The sequence below is a fragment of the Hoeflea phototrophica DFL-43 genome (assembly GCF_000154705.2).
GTDB lineage: Bacteria > Pseudomonadota > Alphaproteobacteria > Rhizobiales > Rhizobiaceae > Hoeflea > Hoeflea phototrophica.
Map to the genome: position 1 here is coordinate 1,028,096 of NZ_CM002917.1, position 22,051 is coordinate 1,050,146.

The following is a 22,051-nucleotide window of genomic DNA, read 5'->3' on the forward strand; positions in this document are numbered from 1 at the left end:
GTCGATCCACGGGCGTGTCACCCCACCCTCCAAACTTTTATTCATGTCACAGGCCGATCCGCGGGATCAGCCAACAGGAAAGATTTGTCATGCGTTACTCCAAACCAACCACCCCGACCTTCGGCAGCAATGTCATTCCATTCCCGAAGACGCCCCATACACCGATTGCTGATACGCCCGGGCAGCCCCGGCGTACAGGGCCCACTCTCAATCATTCTGATAACGGGCCCGGTTCTGGCTTCCAGCAACCAACACAGACCGTTACGGCACAAAACACGCCAAATCAGGTCCATCGTCAGCGTGCGATTTTGACGATGGCGTTCAAGCGCAAGCCGGGCAGCCCGGAGCAAGCTGATGAAGTCGCCGCCTGGACAGCCCGCCAGGTTCTCCTCCGTGCTGGCGAAGGTGAGGCAGAAAAGACCTGGCTGCCGCCTCTGGTGCGCAGGAACCTTGATCTCATGTGCGCCTGCCGTCACCCGGTTGGCCTGATCCTGCGTGATTGGCTAGATGGCAACAGGCGGCTCTTGCCTGCCAACTTCCAGACGCTTGTTGAATATTCCACCTGTGTCGCGGAGTCAGAATGATGAGCAAGAGCAAGATTACCGATCGAATCTTTCACTACCTCATCGCCCGTCAGCGCCGAGCCGCTCGGATTGAAGTCTTTGAACGGGCAGCAGACGCCGGGATTCTCGAACGCGTGCCTCTTGGCGAGAATGATGATAGCGCCATGGTCTGGCAGCTGAGTTCTGATCATGCTGCTCAGTTCTCTGGCGATCCGGATCACGACCGGGAAGTCATCCGGGCGGCACTTGAGGCTTCAGGACGCAAGAGCAACACTGCCGGACTTGCAGACCAGGCTGACGAGTTCGGTGAGTTTGGCGATGCTTATGATTTTGATCTGCCTGATGATGAGTGTGGCACTGTCGCCGCAGCGGTCAAGCACAGCCATGCCCAGACCGATGGCACCGATCCCTTACATCAAGCTGATTTGGACGAGGCGACTGCGGCAACTGCGAACGAGACTGCGCATATTGAGCCTAACATGGCCAAACTCGCTGCCGCTTTGCGGGGCCATGTCCTGTCTGTTGTTGGAGGCTTTGCCCCTGGCCTGAAGCCGGAGCAAGTTGCAACGGCACTGCTGCTGGCAAGAGCGGTGGGGGATGACGAACGCATGCTTGAACGCTTGACCTCGGCGATTGCGAGGAAATGGCCCATCGTGGCGGTTCAGGTTCCGGTACACGATTTTGTCCGGCAGTTCGGGCTGATGCTCGAAGAAGGGATTGTGCTGCCATTCTACACATCGCTCAGTTCTATCCGCTCTGGACCCACACTGTCGGGTCGGCACAAACCGCTTGCGGACCTAAGGCGCAGGAAGTCAATCGGAACGGTGAGCGGGGCCTATCTGCGTCGGACTGATGAAGAAGACATCAGGCAGGTCGTGTCCAGGCACATTCTTGCTCTGGAAAAACCTGTCATCATTGCCGATGAGGTCGACGAGCCATTGCCGTCACGGCTGACCGCCGTCGCGGACATCACGATCAGGGGTAGAGGTATCGATGCGAGTCTGATCGCAGAAGTGCTCGCACTCTGTTGCGGCGTCTCCGCCTCACAATCTCTGTTTTTGATGAATGAGGTGGGGTTCGAGCCAGATCATCTGGGCATTGATGATCTTGCCGTTGCCATCCGCCCTGGGCGGTCGCTCAACCGCATGCTCAGCGTTCTGATGACGCTTGAGGATGAGAATATATCTAACGCAGAAGACAAGGATGGCGACGGCAAGAGTTCGGATGGCAAAGGCTCGTTGGGGCCAGCCAGCAAATCTGCGCTTGCGTCAAAGCGCAAGAAGTTTGCGGGATGCTTCGATGTCATCGAACCTGCTGTAGCTCGGGCCGCAGTGTCAGAAACGGCATCCGGTTCAGCAAAAAATGCGGCGGCTGCATCGGCAAGGGGCAATGGCAAGGACCATCTCCTCGTTGAAAACCTCTCGGGATATGGTGAGGCAAAAGGGTGGGCATTGGATCTCAGCCGCGATCTGTACGCCTGGGAACAGAATCAGGTGGACTGGTCGGACCTGAGCTCACGGCTGTTGCTCAGTGGCCCACCCGGGACAGGCAAGACCACGTTTGCAAAAGCCCTTTGCAACACATTGCAGGTGCCCCTTGTTGCAACCTCAGTAGCGCGATGGCTCGAAACCTCTCATTTGGGCGATGTACTTGCTGCCATGACGACAACTTTTGAGCATGCCACTCAGTTAGCACCGTGCATTCTCTTTATCGACGAAATCGACAATATCGGGAACCGCGGCGGCGGCAGTGAGCGTCATTACGACGATTACTGGTCAACCCTCGTAAACCGCATGCTGGAGCTGTTGGACGGGGCTTCCAAAACGGAGGGCGTGATTGTCGTGGGGGCGACGAACAATCCCGAGAAGATCGATGCTGCCCTGCTCCGGTCAGGCAGGCTGGAAAAGCACATCATGATCCCACCGCCGGACACCGAAGCCCTGATCGGGATCATCGCACATCATCTGGGCTCGGACCTCGATACAGTGCTCAGGAGCCATGCAGGCAATGGGATGGCCGAACTGACGGAGGCTGATGCACCCAAAGCAGGCCTGCCAGACAGCGTCGCCAACGATGATGTCAGCACACCAACAACCAAACATCACAAGGGAGTGCCCGCTCATGGCTAATTCCGATATCTCGATCGACACGGCTCAGGTGATGAACGTGAAGCTCAAGACGCTGGCCCTTGCAGTGGCAGGAAGGACGGGCGCAGACATCGAGCGCCTCATCCGTGAGGCTCGCCAAAAAGCCCGGCGTGAACGACGGCCACTGTCCTACGATGACATCGAGACCGCACTCACGGCTGGCCAGGCAGCAATGCCCCCTGATCTGGTCTGGCGTATTGCTATCCACGAGTGCGGGCATGCGCTTGCTTATGAGCTGAGTGGCATCGCTGACGTTCAGACCGTGTCTATCGGCTTCGGCAATGGCGGCTTTGTCGAAAGCAGACGCAAAGAGGGCATCATCGAGAACGAAGCCTGGCTTGACCAATTCCTCACCTGCATCCTGGCAGGCCGGGCGGCCGAGAAGCTGGTCTTTGGCGACACCGTGATGGGCTCAGGCGGCAACGAGCTGTCTGATCTCGCCCGAGCAACAAAGCTCGCAACCGATGCAGAAGCCGCCTGCGGGTTTGGCAAGACCGAACCGCTGCTCTATCGCTCAGTGCAAGATCAGCCGTCGATCCTCTCGATTGATCGACAGCTGGCGCAGCAGGTTCATGCTCGTCTTGAGGCTGCTGAGCACCGGGCTACGGAACTCTTGTCGAGAAACCGCGTTGCGCTGCTGGCTCTGGCCACCCGGCTTGCCCAGGCCAAGGTGCTGGACGGCTCTGAAGTAAAGGCCTTGCTCAGCGCTGAAGCAACCGCTGCAGCAGAGAATCCGGATAACATCACGCCATGAAACCGCGATTCACTATGCCGTTTTTGCGTTGCCAGACCCGGCTCTCTCGATTCCGTTCTCGGCCCCGACGTTGCTGAAGTCAGCCTTGGCGATTCGGAACCCTGCCCCCGCGTTGCAAAGTTGCGTTCCGGCGATTCAGACTTCCGTCTTTGTGTTGCTGAACCAGGTCCAGGCGATTCACACCTCTGTCCCTGCGATTCCTGTGCAAACGCCGTGACGGTCTGGGCAGCATACACTTTGGCAAACACCGATATCTGCCAGAGCGGGAGCCTGCAGCAACCTTGTTTATGCCGTCTCCTACGAAGCGGCAGTCGTCAGCTCCGGCTAAAGACGTGGCCGCCAACCGCATATCTACGTATCGGCCTGGAGGGCTTACAACGTTCGTCGATTCGTGAACCCGCCACCGTTGTTAACAGGACGGCCTGGTTGGCAGGATGGTGCTGCCCCTTCTGCAACAGACCATGGGCAAGCTGTCTCAAGTTGCCGTCGCATCAAGACGATGCGTGATGACGTGCGGACAACCTAAAACAACTCATCTCAATTTATCCTGTCGCGATTCTGAACCCTGCCACATCGATTCAAAATCAGAGTTCGACGATTCTGTTGCAAACGGTGTTTGCGTATGAGGCCGATTCTGAGGAATGATGCTACAGGGAGAGATATCCAGCCAAGAGGAGACAGTAAGATGGGGAGGAAGCCAAAGAAGCAGCGAACCGAAGAGCAGCGTATCCGTCAGGCTGAGCTGCGCAGCGCGGCGAAGAAAGCGAGGCGGCCGGACCGGGATGACATTGCGCGCATGCTGCTCTGGCAGATGATATCCAGTGTTCAAAAGAAGAGCGCAGACAAGCGCGACAGCCGCGAGATGCTCGACAAGCTGCGCAACCAGATTGTCGACGGGTTGGAAGCTCAGGGCTTTGACGTACGCGAATCCGAGGACGTGTTCGAGGGGCTCACAAAGCGATATGCCAATGGCATCTTCCCGTTTCGCCGCAAGCTACATCTCAAACCTGGAACTGATAAGGGCGAATAAGGCGGGCGTGCATGCTGAACCATGAGAGCGAGAAGGCTGCTGCGCTGGCTGCCTAATTGATCCCCCATCAGCCACATTCCACGACCGTATTTGAGCGGCCAAAGCCTGAACCCATGCAAACGGCGTTACGGTGATTCTTGCTGTCTTCCTCCCGTTACTTCATTAAACGGCGTTTGCAGAGGAATCGCTGATTTGAACTGCCGCCTAAATACAAATTCCTATTTGTGCCGCTGCCCGAGTTTCGTTGACCGGGTACGTCCAGGTTCGCTGGTTACCCATCGACCCTAACATCGCACGTGGCCTCAACTGCTGGTCTTTTTCCGTGTCTTCCGTGGCGTATGCGAAACGACCTGCTGCAGCAGCCGAATTTTGGCAGGCTTGATCCCCGATGTCGGTGTCGGGAGTTCCGCAAGAGCCGCCTCCATCAAGCGAAGGCGTGCAACCTGTGAGTAGGTGCCTTCATTCACGTCATCATTCAAATGACCAAGAATGTCCTTGCGGATTTCTGATCCCACTCCCGCCTGTTTCATTTCATTGTTGCACCAGTGGCGGAACGAATGAAAAACCTTTCGCTGTTCCTTCGCCCGTGGCAGCGCAGCCTCTTTCATCTTTTGCCAGTCATCGTTGAACACATCCCCCATCGGGGTTGCTTCTGCGACTGCCACGAGTTCCGGAAACAGCAGCGTGTGTTTTGCTTGTTTCAATGCGGCAACATAGTCGAGGAACCCCAACCGAATAAGTTCGGGGTGGATTGGAATGTGTCGTTTCGATGCTTCTGACTTCAATCTGCGAACCTCGGTCGGGACAAACTTGAACCCCCAAATTCCTTCGAACTCGATGATTTCATCAAGCTGGAAACCGCAGATTTCCTCACGCCTTGCACCCTGGTAAGCGCCGATGAGTGGTACCCAGTAGCGTGCGTCATGAACAATCTCTCCGCCCGCATGGCCGTCATCACCATCCGAGGCTGCACCGGTCCAGATCGGAAGACCGAACAGGGCCTGAAGATCACCGGTGGTGAAGGCAGGGCGTCCGTTCTCCGAGTTCCCGCGTCCCTTCGCGCGAAGTTTGGAGATGCCATCGTAGCTCTCCCACGAATGGCCATAAGCTTTGCACATGCCCGCAATATTGGCCATGTTGTTCATGTGGCGGTTGATCGTCGCCCTACTCAGGCCAACCTGATCCTTGGGAAGTTTTTCTGCGCGAGCAAGGATTTCCTTGACCGGAATGATATGGTCGCGTGGAGATTTTCCATAATTCTTGGGGAATTTGAGCAGGACATCGCGAAACTGCGCAAGATGGTTTTGACCGACCCGGTTCGGGTTGCCGTGGCCAAGGAAGCGCTCAAAGAGCTTGGCAAGCTGGACGTGTTGCTTGAGTGTTTTGCTTTCCCACTCGCCGAGGGTCACCTTCGCATTGCCGGCAGCTGTGACGATATCAACCAGGCTTTGAGAGCTCTCATCTTCGATGTCATCGATGTTGTCGAGATCTGTGACTTCGTCGTCGACTTCGACCTCAGCGAAAACTGGAGCCGTTTCTGGTACTATAACTGGGGCAGGGGTCTCCGGCCGCACTTGAACTGGAACGTCGATTTGGGCCGCGGGAACTTGGGCGATCGGGGCACCACCGTCATCAAAGGGAAGTGATTGGGCAACCGGATTTCGCGCTTCTTCAAGAAGTGCAGTTTGGGCGAGCAGCACGTCGTCATCACGCAGACCTGTCCAGCGGCGACTGGGATTTAAAAGTGCTGCCGCCATGCCGCGCAGATAGAGCTGCTCGGCCTGTTGCATATTTACCTTCGTCTCGGGAATGTTGAACTCTTTTAAAAGTCCTGCAATCCGGTTGCGATTGGGTGGTATGGGCCCGCGTTCACGAAAAGTCGCAACCGCCCGCGCAATCATTATGATCGTTTCCCCGTCAAGTCCTGCAGCCATCATCTCCTGTCGCTCGATCTCGCCCACCTGAGCAGTGATGCCTTGAGCCGCGAACAGGCGATATGTCCAGCCGACCACGATGTCCATGGTCCGTCCGTTCGCAACACTTTCGCCATAGGCGATCTCTGCTGCGACGACACTATCAAGCTTGCTGCTGCATGAGATGACCACTTTGGTCAGGATGCGTCGGGCGTCTTCAGCAGAGATCATGACTTGTCTCATCTCGTGGAGCAGGTGCTCGCTGGACCGGGTAACCTCGGCAGCGATTGAGCGGGCACAGTGCAGCGACTTCGTCCGCAGGCTGATCTCAATGTTTGACGCCTGACCTGCCCGTTGCTGAACTGGCATTCGCCGTCGCCACCAATAGACCGCTCCGCGCCGGAACACATATTGAACACGTCTCATGCCAACCTCCATTTGGAGGTGACCGTTGTCCCAATTTTGCGCCGTCAGGCAGCAATGTCAGACACCCGTGAGGGACACTCGTGGGGGACAATACTGTCCATCAGACGCCAAAATTGATCCCCAGCTAACAGAAAAACGCTGGAAAATCAATCATGAACAGAGCTGGAAGAGGGAGATTGGCTGTGCATTTTTTCTTTGGCGAACCAGTCTCTGGTGTCATGTGCCGAAACTGGAGAGTTTCCGCGGCGCAGGATCACGTCGGGTCGTTGAAATCATCGAAAATTCAATGGCTTGGTGGGGTTGCGAGCAGTCATCCTCGGCGTCTCGGGTTGCAATTTCGCCTTCGAATCTCGCGTTTTGTGTGCTGTAGAGCGGGAAGTTACGGTGAAATCCTTGCAGTTACGCGGGATGACATTGCTGTTGAATGGGACCAGATTGCCGTTACGTGGGATAGGATTGCAGTTAGGTGGGATCACATTGTCGTTGGGCGGGATTGGTGTTCCCGTTCCCGGGAATACCATGGCGTTACGCAGGCGGATTTGGCGCGGATTGCAGGTTGGTGATTTCGAATTGTCATTTGGCAAGCGGCTTCACCCTCGGTTTCGCACTTATCTCCACTTTTGATCGAGACGTCGCCACTGCGGACAGCGACCAGGCGGGATCAGGTGCTGGCAGACCATTGGTCCGGGAACGGGATCAAATCCGCGCGGCATAACAAAATGGGATTTTGATCCAGTTCGTGTGGAGAACAAGAAATCACTTCGTTCCAAAAACGGACTTCAAAACGCTGTGTTTTGGAAAACCATTCTAATTTTGTTTGTTCTGGTTTGTCCCGAAACTGTCAACCTCAAAACAAATCAAATTTGAAACGGCTTCAAAGTCCGTAGGCGGCCGTTTGATCTGGCAGCCTGTTGGGTGCTCCGCATAACGGAAACAGTTTTGCGTTCTGCACTACCCCCTGTTGCGACGTCAGCTCGCGTTCCGGTATTGTTTACTCAGTTCCCGAGTTGCCAGAATCCCAAACACCTTATCCGCCGTGTGGTGGAGAACATGGAGAATGCAGATGCATCCGCCAAGCGAAGACTCATGTCTTGAACAAATATGCCCAATCGATAGTCTCGTGCCCTATGCTAACAATGCCCGGACCCATTCGAAGAAACAGATCAGACAGATCGCCGACAGCATCAGGCGGTTTGGTTTTTGCAATCCGGTTCTGATCGCCGACGACCATACAATCATCGCGGGTCATGGGCGGGTCGAAGCCGCAAAGCTGATCGGGATGACAGAAGTGCCTGTGCGCAAACTCTCGCATTTGTCGCGGGATGAGGTGCGGGCCTATATCCTGGCGGACAACAAGTTGGCCGAGAATGCCGGCTGGGACCGCGATCTGCTCGCGATCGAAATGCAGGGCCTCATGGATCTTGATTTTGATATCGAGGATCTCGGTTTCTCCACCACAGAGATTGACCTGACCATTGGTGGAGAGATCAGCGGCGCCAGCGAACCCGATCGTTTGCTCGATGCGATCGAGCCGGTGGGACCAGGACCTGCAGTGACGCGCGCAGGGGACCTCTGGCAACTTGGGCCGCACCGTCTTCTGTGCGGCGATGCCCGATCTCATGAGGATATTGCACGCCTGTGCGAGGGAAAGCCGGCAGCTCTGCTGTTCACCGATCCGCCTTACAATGTAGCCATTGATGGCCATGTCAGTGGTCTGGGCAGGATCAAACATCGCGAGTTTGCGCTGGCGTCGGGCGAGATGGACGAAACTACGTTTGCGGCTTTCCTGAAGGAATCCCTGGGTGCAGCAGCCTCACAATTGAAGGACGGCGCCATTGCCTATGTCTGCATGGACTGGCGGCACATGCGTGAACTGCTTGAAGCAGGCCATGCGGTCTTTGATGAACTGAAGAACCTTTGCGTCTGGAACAAGACCAATGGCGGCATGGGGTCGTTCTACCGCTCCAAGCATGAGCTGGTCTTCGTATTCAAGAAGGGAACCGCAGCTCACATCAACAATTTTGGCCTTGGGGATACCGGACGCTATCGAACCAATGTCTGGGACTATCCGGGCATCAGTTCTCTCGGCGCCAACCGGGATGAAGAACTGGCGATGCACCCGACTGTCAAGTCTGTGGCACTGATTGCCGATGCAATACGGGATTGCTCGAAGCGGGGCGACACTGTCCTCGACGTGTTCGGCGGATCCGGCTCGACGCTTATCGCCGCTGACCAGTGCGGCCGTGCGGCCCGTCTGATCGAGATCGATCCGCTCTACTGCGACACCATCATTCGAAGGTTTGAGCGGATCACCGGAGAGCCAGCGCGGCTGACGGAAACCAGAACATCGTTTGCGAAGGTGGCGATCGCGCGGATGGACGCCCACGATAGCGGTAATGGCTCTGACCTGTGCGCTTCCACAGAGATCGGCGCCTCTGAGTTGTCGGGTTCTTGCAGTTCATCGGTCAACGCGGCCGGAGGAGATCAGTGATGGCCAGAAAAAGAGGCAACCGACCCGCCACCGGCAAGAATGGTGATAACCGGGAACTGACGCAGTTCCAAAAGTCCCTGCTCAAGGAGGCCAACCGCACGATCACGCTGCGAAGCGACGGCCACGCCCAGGAAGCGACCCTTTCGGAAGCCGTTATCCGCAGATTGTTCCAGGTCGCAACCAGTGGTTCGCCGCATGCGCTCGGCCACGTCTTGCGAAACCTCAATGACGCACAAGCTCTCAATCAGGCGTTGATCCGCGAGAAAGTGGCAGAGGGCGAGCGGATCAAACAGCGGCTGCAAAACCGCCTCGATCAGGCTGTCCTTGAAGGAGCTGACCCGGTCTGGATCGTTCCCCATCCTGACGACATTGTCATTGATGAAGACGAGGGCTGGACCATGACGGGTCCGATGGATGAGGAGGATTTGAAACCGATCCGCCGCCGCGTCACGATGCGAAACATCTTTCTGCTGCAGTCGGTGCTCGAGGAGCGACTCTCTGACGCTCCTCGACTGGGAGAGTCCGATGCGCCAGCAGTAGAAACTGCGGGCAGCACTTCACAGGTCTTCGCGACCTTGCTCAATGACAACCTGCCGCAGCGGTTCCAACTGACGGTCACCGGATTTTTATTCGAGACCATGCGTTACCAGCGGCTGACCAAGCGCGAACTGCTCAAGACAACGCGCCTCGCCTGGGCCGCGATTGGCCAGCCCTTACCCCGAGGCACGATCCTGCCGCCCTGGAGCGAAGCCGGTCCGCGGGTTGAGCACATGATGCGTGTCCTCCACGACGTCCTTGGCCAGATGAGGGCGGGTACGCTCATCAGCGAGCGGGATATCGCGGAGAGGTTGGGCGAGATGCTGCGGCGGTGAGCCGACCAGCAACTCCGTCGGCTGTTATTAATCATGAGGTCTTGCAATGGATAATGCGAACCGGAGGGTTTCTAAAAAACTCGGGGCTATCCAGATCGACAACGCCGTCATTGAGCGCATTGTCGAGATCCACTCAGCAATGAACAGCTTCTTGAGATTTGGTTCGCACGCGTTGACGCTGGAACAGAGAGATAGGGAAACTCCAGTCTGACGGCGGTAGTGCCCAAAACCTGGCAACTCCGTTTGTTCAACAGACAGTTTTGAAGCGTTCGATGATTACATCTATGACTTCACTAGGGTCGCGCGCCCACCAGTTTGCTGCGGAGAAAACCTCGACCTCGCATGGGCCGAGATAACCGGCATCTTCAACAGCGGCGCGAACTGCCTTTAGGTCTGCCACTCCATCACCCATCATGCCTCGGTCTAAAAGCATATGAGATGTGTTCTCCAGCCAGTCGCAGACGTGATAGCCCAAGATCCGGTCTGCTGCCGCTGCGCAACCCGCGGCGAGTTCTCTGTCCCACCAGACATGGTAGACATCGACCGCGATCCCGACATTGTCTGCTTGCACCATATGGCAAACGTGCAGGGCGTCCTGCACGGTCATCAGACAGGTTCGATTGCCGCCAAACATCGGGTTAAGAGGTTCCAAGGCGAGGTTCACATTTCGGTCCGCCGCATAGGGTGCGATAGCCGCAACGCGGTCGGCGAGTATTTTTTGGGTCTCGATTACGCCCTTTGTGCCGGGTTCAGTACCGCCAGTCACTATGGTGAGGACGTTTGTTTGCAAGCCCGCTGCCATATCGATGGATTTTTTGGCTTCATCCATCCAAGCCTCCGGCCGTTCGGAGCCGACGAGGTAGGGTGTGCGGCACAAGCCAACAACCTGCATTCCGGCAGCGCGCACACGCTCGCCGATTTCGACGGCTTGCATTCCAATTTCCCGTCGCCAGAACACGATGCCGCCGAGCCCGCGCTCCGCACAGGCGTCCACCACTCGTTCGACAGGCCAGCCCGCGCCTTGACCGTCCAGATTATGGCCCAATGTTGCTGTGTTCAGCGCAAGGGCTCGGGTGTCGTTGGAGAAATCGCGCATACTATCGAACCCCATAGAGTTTGAGCAGCAGCTCCATGCGTTCAACGGCAAGTTCCGGTCGGCTGAGTGCGCCACAGGCGTCAGCCAATTTGAAGCATTCGACGAAGTGCGGCAGGGAACGCAATGCTTGTGCGCCAGCCAGCATCGTGAAGTGATCTTGATGCCCATTCAGCCAGGCCAGAAAAACCACGCCGGTCTTGTAGTGTTGGGTTGGCGCCTGGAAAATGTGGCGTGCAAGCGGTACCGTAGGATCGAGAACCGCGTGGAAGCCGTCCTTGTCCCCTGAGTTCAACTTGGAAATCGCTGTCGCAGCATGTGCGGCAATCGGGTCGAAAATCCCGAGTAGAGCATGGCTGAAGCCTTGCTCGTCTCCAGCGATGAGTTCGGGATAGTTGAAATCATCGCCGGTATACATCCGTACAGAGCCGGGAAGCTGCCTGCGCATTACGATCTCCTTTTGCGCGTCAAGCAGCGATATCTTGATCCCATCAATCTTTGTCTCGTTGTCGCGGATAACCGAAATAACAGTCGGTAGAGTACCCTCAAAGCTGTCGGCACCCCAATAGCCAGCCAAAGCCGGGTCAAACATCTCGCCCAGCCAATGAAGGATGACGGGTTGGTCGCATGCGGCGAGAACGTCATTGTATATTTTTATGTAATCGTCCGGCGTCTTTGCGACTTTTGCCAATGCGCGACTGGCCATGAGAATTATGCGCCCGCCAACGTCCTGAATGGCTTCGACCTGCTCAAGATAGGCGCGGCGTACATCGTCCAGTGATGTAGCCTCCGCTGGGTCCAGGTGATCGGTACCACAGCCATTGGCCACAAGAGCATTGGGAAAGGTAGCCTTGGTCTGACGGATCAATTCCAGTGCACCGAACCAATTCAGCCCCATACCGCGCTGAGCGGTATCCATCGCCTCGGCAATGCCAAGCCCCAGATCCACAAGGTGGGCACGGAACCCCATGGTTTTGTTCCAGTCAATGGCCCCTGTGCCCGAGGAGCCCGCTTCCGCGAAGGGATCGCACACAACATGTGCCGCCGAATAGACGCGCCTTGCGCTGTCGTGAGCCAAAGATGCCTTGGCAATAGGTGTACCTGTCACTTCGTAGTTGGACAGATGACCATCTGAATTCGGAAGTAAAATTCTCATGGTGATGGCCTCCTAATAACGCGGAACGAGCATGCCGCCGTCAACGGAAATGACATGCCCTGTTGTGTAAGGCAGGCCGTTGATTGCTAGTGTTGCGACCACCCTTCCGACTTCTTCCGGTTTCCCAACCCGAGGCATAAGGCACAGGCCATCGGCGGCGCGCGCTGAATAACTGTCAATGACTGCTTCGGTCATGGGTGTGTCAATCAAACCCGGTTGAATATCGAATACCGGGATGTTCGCGGCACCCAGCCGCACAGCAAAGCTTTTCGAGATCATCGACGCGGCCGCCTTTGATGCGCAGTATTCGGCCCGCGCAACGGCAACCGCTGAGGCATTCGACGACGTGACGTTTATGACCGAATAGAAAAGCTCCGGTTGGCGCTTGCGTGCCAAAACCCTTTTCGCAAAGGCTTGGGTCAAAAAGAAAACGGCCTTGGCGTTTATATTCATGCAGCGATCAAAACTCTCTTCGGTGACGTCCAACAGGTCGCCTCGGCTCAAAACACCAACGCCGGCGTTATTGACCAGTGTCGTTATCGGCCCCAACTCGGCTTCAATTCTGTCGAGTTTCTCTTCGTGTCGGGCGATGTCTGCGACATCAAACGCAGCCGCACACACGCTGCGACCTCTGGCTTTGAAATCTAACAGGGCGCTGTTCAACGCATCGATATTGGAGATATCGTTCAACGCGATTGCGAAACCGCTATCTGATAGCTTTTCAGCTATCGCACGTCCGATCCCTTGGCTTGAACCGGTAACCAGGGCAACTTGCTTTTCCATTTTTCCTCCGATCCGGGGTGTTTACTGAACAATCACGGCACGAAAATCATTGACGTTCGTCCCGGTAGAACCCGGAACAAAGAGGTCATTGAGATGTTCGAAAGCCGAGTAAGCATCGTTGTTGAGCAGAAAGTCCTTGGCATTCAGGCCCATTCTGCAAGGGCGCGCGCAAGTCGTGCCGTCGGCGAATGCGCCCGCATTATTGCCGGACCCATCAATGCCATCAGTATCGGCAGCAAAGGCATCGATCCCCTGTGTGCCATCGATAGCGATTGTCAGGCTCAGCAGAAATTCAGTGTTGGGACCGCCACGTCCGGAGCCCTTCAGCGTTACTGTGGTTTCGCCGCCAGAAATCAGGCATACGGGCTTATGCATCGGCTGATCGCGGCCTAAAATGTGCTTTGCCATCGCGGTATGCATCTTGCCGATTTCGCGCGCCTCGCCTTCGATGGCATCGGACAGGATCCAAGGCTGAATATCGTTCGATCGAACAATTTCGCTTGCCGCATCCAGCGAGCTTTGTGGAGAGGCCAGAAGATTGACTAAGTTATTTTTAAACCGTGCATCCGTAGGGTCAGCGGCGTCTGCCGTTGCGGTGTTAAGATGTTGCAATACGGCGGCGGGGAGTTTCAGGCCATATTGATTTACCATTTTCAGCGCATCTTGACGGGTCGATGAATTTGGAATGGTAGGACCCGAAGGGACCAGCGAGAGATCGTCTCCCGGTATGTCTGAAACGATGTAGCTGACTATTTTTGCCGGATAGGCCGCAAGTGCCAGGCGTCCGCCCTTGATCTCGCTGAAGTGTTTCCTCACGCAATTCATATCGGAAATCGGTGCACCGGAAGAAAGAAGCGCGGAACAAAGTGCTTGTTCATCCCGCAGGCTTAGGCCAACGGGATGAGCGGGCAGAAATGCAGACCCACCACCGGTGATCAATGCGATCAAAAGATCATATGCAGTTAAGCTTTCTGCCAGCATCAGCATTCTGTGTGCAGCGTTCAATCCTGTCCTGTCCGGAATGGGGTGAGCGGCTTCCACAACTTCTATCGGCTCACAGGGGACAGCGTATCCACAACGGGTCACAACCAGGCCCTCTAACGGGCCGTCCCAGACCCTTTCAAACGCGCGGGCAACTTGGGCTACGCCCTTTCCTGCCCACAAAACCACGACCCGACCTTTGGGAGGTTTTGGGAAATGTTCGTCTCGCAAGAATTTTGGCTGTGCCGCGGAAATTACCGCGTTAAAGGCGCTTTCCAACAGGTTTCGGTGTCGCATCAGACTTGAATGTCGCATACGAACACGCCCGCAATACCGCCTTCAGCGGCGGCATTTATTCGACTACCTATTGCTTTGTGGGTCTCGTTTTCCAGATACGCGTCGCGGGCCGAGATCTCTTTGAAATCAAACCAGAACATGTCGAGAAAACCGTGCACCACCGGGACTTCTGGCGATAGGTTTGGTCCATGGCCAAACGCCAGGATACCGTCTATCTCGCCCTGAAGAGCGCCGAGATCCCTGATGATGGCATCTTTGACGTCTTGCCCGGTATCGCTCGCATATCTCAGAAAAACGAGGTGCTTGATCATGTGTGCCTCCCGGTTATCAAAAATGGTTGACCAAACAGTAACTCACTATAGAGTGAATTAACAAGCCCATAAAATTTTCCCCCTCAGGCACTGCGTTGCCCCAAGCGAGGTGAACCAATGACGATCTATTTTGATGGTGTTTATCAGCGGTCATTTGGGACCTATCCGCTGCAAGGCGGCGATATGAAGGCTGCTGTGCGAAAGGCGGCGGAGGTGGGGTACAGGGCGTTTGACACAGCACAGTGGTATGGGAACGAAGCGGCCTTGGGTGAGGTGTTGCCGGAATTGGGTGTGGCAGGTGACGAGCTGCTGATCACGACGAAAGTGCATCCGGATAACATGGGCGAAGACCGATTCATGTCTTCTGTCGAGCAAAGCCTGCGTGATCTGAACTTAGACTCGGTTGACGTCTTGCTATTGCACTGGCCGCCAAATGACGGCCCGGTGGAACCGTCGCTGACATTGCTACAAGAGGCGCATTACAGGGGCTACGCCAAGAACATTGGTATATCGAATTACACATCCAAGATGATGCGTGAAGCTGTTGGTTTGTTGGATGTGCCGTTGGTGACGAACCAAGTGGAGTTTCACCCATTGCTCAATCAAGACAAACTGCTGAACGCTTCAGCCAAGACCGGAATACCGCTCTCGTCCTATTGCCCGCTAGCACGCGGAGAGATTTTTAGATTTCCGCTTTTTGACGAGATTGGTGAGGCGCATGGAAAAAGTGGCGCACAGGTTGCGCTACGGTGGATCCTGCAAAAGGGTTTGTCCGTGAACACAACATCGACCAGGCGGGCAAATATAGAGGCGAATTTTAATATCATGGATTTCACATTGTCCTTGGCAGACACGGCTCGAATTGATGCGCTGACGGTCGCGGGATATCGCATTAGCAACGCGGATGTCGTGCCGTATGCACCGACCTGGGACTGATTGATCCCACAGCGCTCAACGACTTTCTGAGCATGGTTGAAAACACTGCTTGACATATTTCGCAAATACCATAACTCTCTAGTGAGTGAATTAATGATCCACCGCACTGGCGGCTCCAAGGAGAATGGTTTTGAACGAAATTTCGTTGGGCCAGTGCGCTGACATTGTGAAGGATGGCGACACAATTGCCGTTACCGGAAATGGCGGCGGGATGCTGGAGCCGGATGCGATATTTGCTGCTTTGGAAGCGCGCTTTCTGGCGACGGGGCACCCGCGCAATCTGACGATTATCCATGCGTTGGGAGTTGGCGACGGGGAGAGCCGTGGAATAAGCAGATTTGCTCACAAAGACATGGTGCGCCGTGTCATCGGTGGGCACTGGTCCTGGTCACCCCGTATGCAAAAACTGGCCCGAGAGAACGAGATTGAAGCATTCACGCTTCCCTCGGGCGTTATCTCGACTTTGATGCGTGAAAGCGGAGCCGGGCGACCGGGCTTGATAACCCATGTCGGGCTGGGAACTTTCTACGACCCGCGCGAGGGCGGCGGTGCCGCGAATGCAGCGGCGCGGGCTGCGAAGCCTGTTAGTGAGATAATTACGATCGATGGACGGGATTACATCCGCTACCTCCCCCTGAGGCCTGATGTCGCCATCGTGCGTGGCACTTATGCGGATGAGTTTGGCAACATCTCCTGCGCGGAAGAAGCGGGAGATCTGGACATCCACGCGGTGGCGCTGTCAGCGCATAACGCCGGCGGCAAGGTGCTGGTGCAAGTTCGAGAGCGCCGGAAGTCCAAAGACTGCCACGCCCGTTTGGTGCAGGTTCCCGGTATAATGGTGGACTATGTCGCCCTGGTACCCGATCAGCCACAAACACATGTGGGCGAGTACGAAGCCTGTCTGGCGGGTCTGCCAGGGGCGCGTGCGCCTACCCCTGAGGCTTTTGGTGGCCTCTCCTCTCCGAAGGGAGCCCGCGCCATCATCGCGCGGCGTGCAGCGGACGAAATTCAGGGCCATAAGTCTGTGAATTTCGGCTTTGGCATACCTGGTGGCATTGCGTCGATCCTGACTGAGCAAGGCCGCATGCAGGATATCTGGGTAACGGTCGAGCAGGGGATCCACAATGGACAGTTGATCGATGGTGCGCTGTTTGGCGCTGCGATGTTCCCAAAAGCGATCATGCGCTCGACTGACCAGTTTGACTATTACAGCGGCGGCGGTGCCAGTATCGCGTTTCTTGGCGCTGGTGAGATTGACGCTCAGGGCAATGTGAATGTTTCTCAGCTCGGACAGGATGTTGTGGGCCCCGGCGGGTTTGTCGACATCTCGCAAGGCGCGAAGTCGGTGATTTTCTGCGGCACGTTCGAGGCGAGCGGATTGTCGATCGAAAGCGCGAACCAGTCGCTCAAAATCCTTCAGTACGGCCGTATCGGAAAGTTTGTCGAGCGTGTGCGCGAAGTCACTTTCAGCGGACCCAACGCGGCTGCCATTGGCAAATCGGTGAAATACATTACTGAACGAGCAGTGTTTCAGCTGACAAATAACGGCATCGAGCTCATCGAGATAGCGCCCGGAGTTGATCTCGAGCGGGACGTGCTGGCACGGATGGCCTTCCGTCCTCAGATTTCTCAGACATTGGGGCACATGCCGCTGCATTGCTTTGGATCTGCCGCTGGTTCGCCCGCGCAGGCCTCAGACATCAAAATGAGGCTTAACAATGCTTGATATGTTGAACAAAATCGTCGCCAATCCAAAGCGGTTCAAGAACTATATCGCAGGCGAATTGCGCGATGCGCAGGATGGTTCGGTTATCGAGCGCGAGAGCCCTGCGCACGGTGCAGTTGTCAGCATCTATCCGCAGTCTTCGACGTCGGATGTCGAGGCTGCCATTGAGGCAGCGCGCCAGAGTTTCGATGCCGGGGAGTGGGCTTTTCGCTATGGCGGCGAGCGCGCCACGTTGCTCAGCACAGTGGCGCAGATGATCCGCGAGAATGTCGAGGAATTGGCTCTGATTGAGACATTGGAGACATCAAAGCCTTTGACTGTATCGAGTGGTGAAATCCTTTTCGCCGCCAGTCTTTGGGACTATGCCGCCGGTGCTGCGCGGACCTTGCATGGTGACAGTCACAACAATCTTGGCCCGCAGATGATGGCTATGATTCTGCGCGAGCCGATTGGTGTGGTCGGCATCATAGCGCCATGGAATTTTCCGCTTCTGATTCTGTCTGAGCGTTTGCCCTTTGCGCTGGCGGCAGGCTGTTCAGTGGTCGTCAAGCCAAGTGAATTTACCTCGGGTACGTCGCTGAAGCTTGGCGAATATCTTAAGGCCGCTGGGTTGCCCGCAGGTGTTTGCAACATCCTCGCTGGTTACGGCGATCCGGTTGGGCAGGCCATCCTGGATAGCGATAAGGTCGACATGGTGGCGTTTACCGGATCGACCGGTGTTGGCCGCCGCGCGATCGCGGCCTCGGCAGGCAATATCAAAAAGCTGTCACTCGAACTTGGCGGCAAGTCGCCATCGGTTGTCTTTGCTGACTGCGATATGAATGCCGCGGTGGACGGCGTGCTCAAAGCGGCAAATGTCAACATGGGCGAGTGCTGCATCGCAGGGTCGCGGCTTCTTGTTGAAGAAAGCATCGCCGACGCCTTTAATCAGCGATTGGCGGAACGGCTGAAAGATCTGAAAGTCGGCGATCCATTTGATCCTGCATCCCGGATTGGGGCGATCATCAACCAGCGTCAATTCGACCAGATCAAATCCTATGTCGCGGTCGGCATTCATGAAGGCGCAAGTCTGGTCTGCGGTGGCGATCTGACAGGTTACGAAGGGTTGTTTTTCCCGCCAACTATCCTTGCCGACGTGCGTCCGGAAATGCGTATAGCGCAGGAAGAAATCTTCGGGCCAGTTCTGACTGTGATGACGTTCAAGGATCGGGATGAGGCCATCAAGTTGGCCAACTCAACCGACTATGGTCTCGCTGCTTACATCTGGACCAATGACATTTCCAACGCGCTCTTCTGCTCGAGGCATATCCAGGCTGGACGGGTGTGGATTAACTCTGCGCTGGACGGTTTTCCGGAGCTGCCTCTGGGTGGCTTCAAACGGTCAGGCAACGGACGTGAGACCGGGCGATATGGCATCGAGGAATACACTGAATTGAAGACGGTCCATATGCATATGGGCCTGCAAAGTGAGCGCTGGGTAACGGATGTCTGATCTGTAGTTTTGAGGAGGAGCGGGGTTTGCCCCGGCTAATAAGATGGCTGATGTAGTACTAAAAGACGTGCGAAAGTCCTTCGGATCGATTGATGTTATCAAAGGCCTCAATCTGGAAGCCAACCACGGTGAGTTTGTCGTTTTTGTAGGCCCGTCTGGCTGCGGGAAATCTACTCTGCTTCGAATGATCTGCGGCTTAGAGAGCATCTCGTCGGGCAATTTGTTTATTGGCGGAACCGATATGAGCGATGTGGAAGCGTGTGATCGTGGCACCGCGATGGTGTTCCAGTCCTACGCGCTTTACCCGCACATGACGGTCGCGGAAAATATGAGCTTTGGTCTCAGAATGGCCAAGGTGCCGAAGAACGAGATCGAGGCGCGGGTCAACAAGGCTGCCGACATTCTTCAGATCCGTCACCTTTTGGACCGAAAACCGAAGGCAATGTCGGGCGGTCAGCGTCAGCGCGTAGCCATAGGCAGGGCGATTGTTCGTGAACCCAAGGTGTTCTTGTTCGATGAGCCGCTGTCCAACCTGGACGCGGAACTGCGCGTGCAGATGCGGGTGGAACTGTCCAAGCTGCACCACGAAATCGGGGCGACAATGATTTATGTGACCCACGATCAGGTAGAGGCGATGACAATGGCCGACAGGATCGTTGTGCTGCGGGATGGTCTGGTTGAACAGATCGGTTCGCCCCTTAATCTCTATTCGGCCCCGAACAACAGGTTCGTTGCCGGTTTCATAGGCTCGCCGCAGATGAATTTTCTGGATGCGGCGGTAACCGCAATCAATGGGTCGACCGCGACTGTTTCGGCAAGTGCTGCGTCGAAGCATATCGTTCGGATTCCGCTCCGGTCGGGCGCGTCGGTTAAGCCTGGCGACAGAGTCATGATTGGAATCCGGCCCGAGCATTTCCTAGCCACTCCGTCTGGGAAGGGTGTTGAAGCAAGGATTGATGTTGTCGAAAATCTGGGCGGCACTGCATTTGCCTATGGCAAAACGCTCAATGGTCAGGACATCATCTTGAAGGCTGACAGTGAGGTCCCGCCAGATTTCGGAACCTTGGTCACGGCTGCGCTCAATGATGTGTATTGCCATCTGTTTGATCAGGCTGGCAACACGATCAGCGCAGCGGCGGGCGCAGCTCGCTCAAAGGAATTGGTGGCATGATCATGGAGCAGGGGGGGGCCTTGCTGCCGGGCAAGTGTTATTACGAAGACCTGTCGATCGGGAGCTTTTTCCAGACTGGCAGGATCGTGGTGACGGAAACTCACATCGTGAATTTTGCCGGCATTTCGGGCGATTTTTTTGATCTGCATATGGATGACGCCTTTGCGCAAGCTCAAGGCTTCCCCAAGCGGATAGCACATGGGTTGTTAGGACTGTGTCTCGTCGATGGGCTTAAGAATCGGTCAGAGGTTCAGCTGCAGGCCGTCGCCTCGCTTGGATGGAAGGATTGGGCTTTCAAAGCACCTATCGTAGCAGGTGATAGTATCGGCGCCACCATCACGACAGATAGTATGCGGATGACCTCAAAAGGCGACCGAGGCATTGTTGAGCTGGTTTTTAACGTGGTCAATCAAGACGGCGTTTTGGTGCAGACAGGACGAAACTCGCTGCTGATACGCACAAGGAAAACAGAGTGTTTTTCGTGACACCTTGATAACTCTTCAGTGAGTTACTTAGGTTTGCGGAAAGTGAATTGCCTAAAAACCTAGGCAAGAAACCGGTCGAAAGATCGAGTGGCATGACCCGAACCGCGTGAGCGGTTGGAAAACAAGTGGAGGAAGAACGATGAAGCAACTTAAAAGATTACTGCTTGCAACAGCGCTTACGGCGATCGCGACAACTGGTTTTGCGCGCGATTTGGTTATCAATGCAAACACGTCTGACCCGGCGCAAAAGCTGGCCATGGAAAATCTGATTAATGATTTTGAGGCCGCCTATCCTGACGTCGATGTTAAATTCAACCTGTATGATCATGAAGCCTTCAAGGTTGCGATGCGGAATTTTCTGACTTCCGACGCACCGGACCTGATCACCTGGAACGCTGGAAACAGAATGAAGGTGTTCGTCGACCTTGGGCTTTTTGAAGACGTTTCGGATGTTTGGGAGTCTGAGAACCTCTATGAAAAAATGCCTGCAGTTGTTGGCGCTTCGTCGGTAGACGGAAAACAATATGGCGTGCCTTACGCCTACTACGCTTGGGGCTTCTATTATCGCAAAGATCTCTTCGAAAAGGCGGGCATCACGCAAACGCCCACCAATTGGGAAGAGTTCAAAACGATGGGCGAGCAACTCAAGACCGCCGGCATTACCCCAGTCACAATCGGAACCAAAAACTTGTGGCCTTCGGCCGGGTGGTTCGATTTCCTGAATCTGCGTATCAATGGGGTGGATTTCCATGCTGAGCTGATGGATGGGCAAGTCAAATACACGGATGATCGCGTAAAGAAGGTATTTGCCACTTGGGCAGAGCTGGTTGAGGGCGACTTCTTTGTCAAAAATCATCCGGCCTACTCGTTCCAGGAAGCGCTGCCTTTCATGAACCAGGGCGATGCGGCAATGTATCTGCTGGCACCCTTTATCGTGTCGATGTTCCCCGAAGATGTACGCAAGAACGTAGAATGGTTCCCATTCCCGATCATCGACGAAAGTGTCGGGATCTATGAAGACGCGCCTACCGACAGCTTCCACATTCCGGTCAACGCAAAGAACAAGGAAGATGCGCGCCTGTTCTTGAGGTTTGTGGCTCAAGCAGATGTGCAGACAAAGACCGCTGGCACACTCGATATGCTTCCGCCAAACATCAACGCGACGGTGAAGGATGATCGATTTGCCAAAGGTGGTTTTGCTCAATTGAGCCGGGCATCAGGCATCATGCAATTCTATGACCGTGACACGGATCCGGCGTTGGCCAAAGTGGGCATGCAGGGTTTCCAGGAGTTCATGCAAAATCCCGATCGCATCGATGACATTCTTGCGCGCATCGAAGCTGAACGTGAGCGCATCTACGGCGCACTCTAAGTCGCCATGAGCCAATTGGACCCGGCGGGAGGATGCTGCCGGGTCCAACGCA

Annotated in this window: 18 protein-coding genes; 12 read left to right on the plus strand and 6 right to left on the minus strand. The window is 55.5% G+C overall.

Translation table 11 applies throughout. The features are described from left to right. Window positions 1-89: 89 nt before the first annotated feature. From HPDFL43_RS21880 to HPDFL43_RS04845, 4 genes are all read left to right on the plus strand, one after another. Window positions 90-584: a hypothetical protein gene (locus tag HPDFL43_RS21880; protein WP_156970195.1), complete on the plus strand. Its 495-nt coding sequence runs from the start codon at window positions 90-92 to the stop codon at window positions 582-584. Then, window positions 584-2,692, plus strand: a complete 2,109-nt coding sequence (locus HPDFL43_RS21265) for an ATP-binding protein (RefSeq protein ID WP_169743226.1) — start codon at window positions 584-586, stop codon at window positions 2,690-2,692. Before HPDFL43_RS21880 ends, HPDFL43_RS21265 begins: the two co-directional genes overlap by 1 nt. Continuing rightward, on the plus strand, window positions 2,685-3,464 hold the full coding sequence (locus tag HPDFL43_RS04840) for an ATP-dependent metallopeptidase FtsH/Yme1/Tma family protein (protein ID WP_007196147.1): 780 nt from the start codon (window positions 2,685-2,687) through the stop codon (window positions 3,462-3,464). The genes HPDFL43_RS21265 and HPDFL43_RS04840 overlap by 8 nt, the downstream gene beginning before the upstream one ends. A 685-nt stretch (window positions 3,465-4,149) precedes the next feature. Then, window positions 4,150-4,494, plus strand: coding sequence for a hypothetical protein (locus HPDFL43_RS04845; RefSeq protein ID WP_040449662.1), 345 nt, complete (start codon window positions 4,150-4,152; stop codon window positions 4,492-4,494). A gap of 302 nt (window positions 4,495-4,796) precedes the next feature. Here the strand turns inward: HPDFL43_RS04845 and HPDFL43_RS21270 are convergent, their stop codons facing one another. Beyond that, the gene (locus HPDFL43_RS21270; RefSeq protein ID WP_156970196.1) at window positions 4,797-6,833 is read right to left on the minus strand and encodes a site-specific integrase; all 2,037 of its coding nucleotides are present in this window, start codon (window positions 6,831-6,833) and stop codon (window positions 4,797-4,799) included. Between the two features lie 1,063 nt (window positions 6,834-7,896). Here HPDFL43_RS21270 and HPDFL43_RS04855 point away from each other — a divergent pair. Together HPDFL43_RS04855 and HPDFL43_RS04860 are read left to right on the plus strand one after the other, a co-directional pair. Further along, window positions 7,897-9,324: a site-specific DNA-methyltransferase gene (locus HPDFL43_RS04855; protein WP_052093263.1), complete on the plus strand. Its 1,428-nt coding sequence runs from the start codon at window positions 7,897-7,899 to the stop codon at window positions 9,322-9,324. Beyond that, window positions 9,321-10,196 carry a hypothetical protein gene (locus HPDFL43_RS04860; RefSeq protein ID WP_156970197.1) on the plus strand — a complete coding sequence of 292 codons (876 nt, stop codon included), beginning with the start codon at window positions 9,321-9,323 and terminating at the stop codon, window positions 10,194-10,196. The genes HPDFL43_RS04855 and HPDFL43_RS04860 overlap by 4 nt, the downstream gene beginning before the upstream one ends. Window positions 10,197-10,443: 247 nt before the next feature. Here HPDFL43_RS04860 and HPDFL43_RS04865 read toward each other — a convergent pair whose 3' ends face one another. From HPDFL43_RS04865 to HPDFL43_RS04885, 5 genes are read right to left on the minus strand one after another with little or no spacing between them, the layout of a single operon-like run. Next, window positions 10,444-11,292 (minus strand): sugar phosphate isomerase/epimerase family protein, encoded by an 849-nt coding sequence (locus HPDFL43_RS04865; RefSeq protein ID WP_040449665.1) that lies wholly within the window; start codon window positions 11,290-11,292, stop codon window positions 10,444-10,446. A gap of 1 nt (window position 11,293) precedes the next feature. After that, window positions 11,294-12,445 (minus strand): dihydrodipicolinate synthase family protein, encoded by a 1,152-nt coding sequence (locus HPDFL43_RS04870; protein WP_007196154.1) that lies wholly within the window; start codon window positions 12,443-12,445, stop codon window positions 11,294-11,296. Between the two features lie 12 nt (window positions 12,446-12,457). Then, window positions 12,458-13,228: a 3-ketoacyl-ACP reductase gene (locus HPDFL43_RS04875; protein ID WP_007196155.1), complete on the minus strand. Its 771-nt coding sequence runs from the start codon at window positions 13,226-13,228 to the stop codon at window positions 12,458-12,460. A gap of 21 nt (window positions 13,229-13,249) precedes the next feature. Further along, complete coding sequence (locus HPDFL43_RS04880; RefSeq protein ID WP_169743227.1) at window positions 13,250-14,524, minus strand: glycerate kinase type-2 family protein; 1,275 nt, start codon at window positions 14,522-14,524, stop codon at window positions 13,250-13,252. Beyond that, window positions 14,506-14,817, minus strand: coding sequence for a Dabb family protein (locus HPDFL43_RS04885; RefSeq protein WP_007196157.1), 312 nt, complete (start codon window positions 14,815-14,817; stop codon window positions 14,506-14,508). Before HPDFL43_RS04885 ends, HPDFL43_RS04880 begins: the two co-directional genes overlap by 19 nt. A gap of 117 nt (window positions 14,818-14,934) precedes the next feature. On the opposite strand from HPDFL43_RS04885, the gene HPDFL43_RS04890 reads away from it, so the two are divergent. The 6 genes from HPDFL43_RS04890 (at window position 14,935) to HPDFL43_RS04915 (ending at window position 21,999) form a co-directional block, all read left to right on the plus strand. Next, window positions 14,935-15,753, plus strand: coding sequence for an aldo/keto reductase (locus HPDFL43_RS04890; RefSeq protein WP_007196158.1), 819 nt, complete (start codon window positions 14,935-14,937; stop codon window positions 15,751-15,753). 124 nt (window positions 15,754-15,877) lie between these two features. Next, window positions 15,878-17,479: a CoA-transferase gene (locus HPDFL43_RS04895; protein ID WP_007196159.1), complete on the plus strand. Its 1,602-nt coding sequence runs from the start codon at window positions 15,878-15,880 to the stop codon at window positions 17,477-17,479. Further along, window positions 17,472-18,971, plus strand: coding sequence for an aldehyde dehydrogenase family protein (locus tag HPDFL43_RS04900; protein WP_007196160.1), 1,500 nt, complete (start codon window positions 17,472-17,474; stop codon window positions 18,969-18,971). The genes HPDFL43_RS04895 and HPDFL43_RS04900 overlap by 8 nt, the downstream gene beginning before the upstream one ends. 43 nt (window positions 18,972-19,014) lie before the next feature. Beyond that, a complete protein-coding gene (locus tag HPDFL43_RS04905; RefSeq protein WP_040449075.1) occupies window positions 19,015-20,142 on the plus strand; it encodes an ABC transporter ATP-binding protein in 1,128 nt (375 codons plus the stop codon). Continuing rightward, a complete protein-coding gene (locus tag HPDFL43_RS04910) occupies window positions 20,139-20,627 on the plus strand; it encodes a MaoC family dehydratase (RefSeq protein WP_007196162.1) in 489 nt (162 codons plus the stop codon). The genes HPDFL43_RS04905 and HPDFL43_RS04910 overlap by 4 nt, the downstream gene beginning before the upstream one ends. A gap of 139 nt (window positions 20,628-20,766) precedes the next feature. Continuing rightward, window positions 20,767-21,999, plus strand: a complete 1,233-nt coding sequence (locus HPDFL43_RS04915; protein ID WP_007196163.1) for an ABC transporter substrate-binding protein — start codon at window positions 20,767-20,769, stop codon at window positions 21,997-21,999. Window positions 22,000-22,051: the final 52 nt, after the last annotated feature.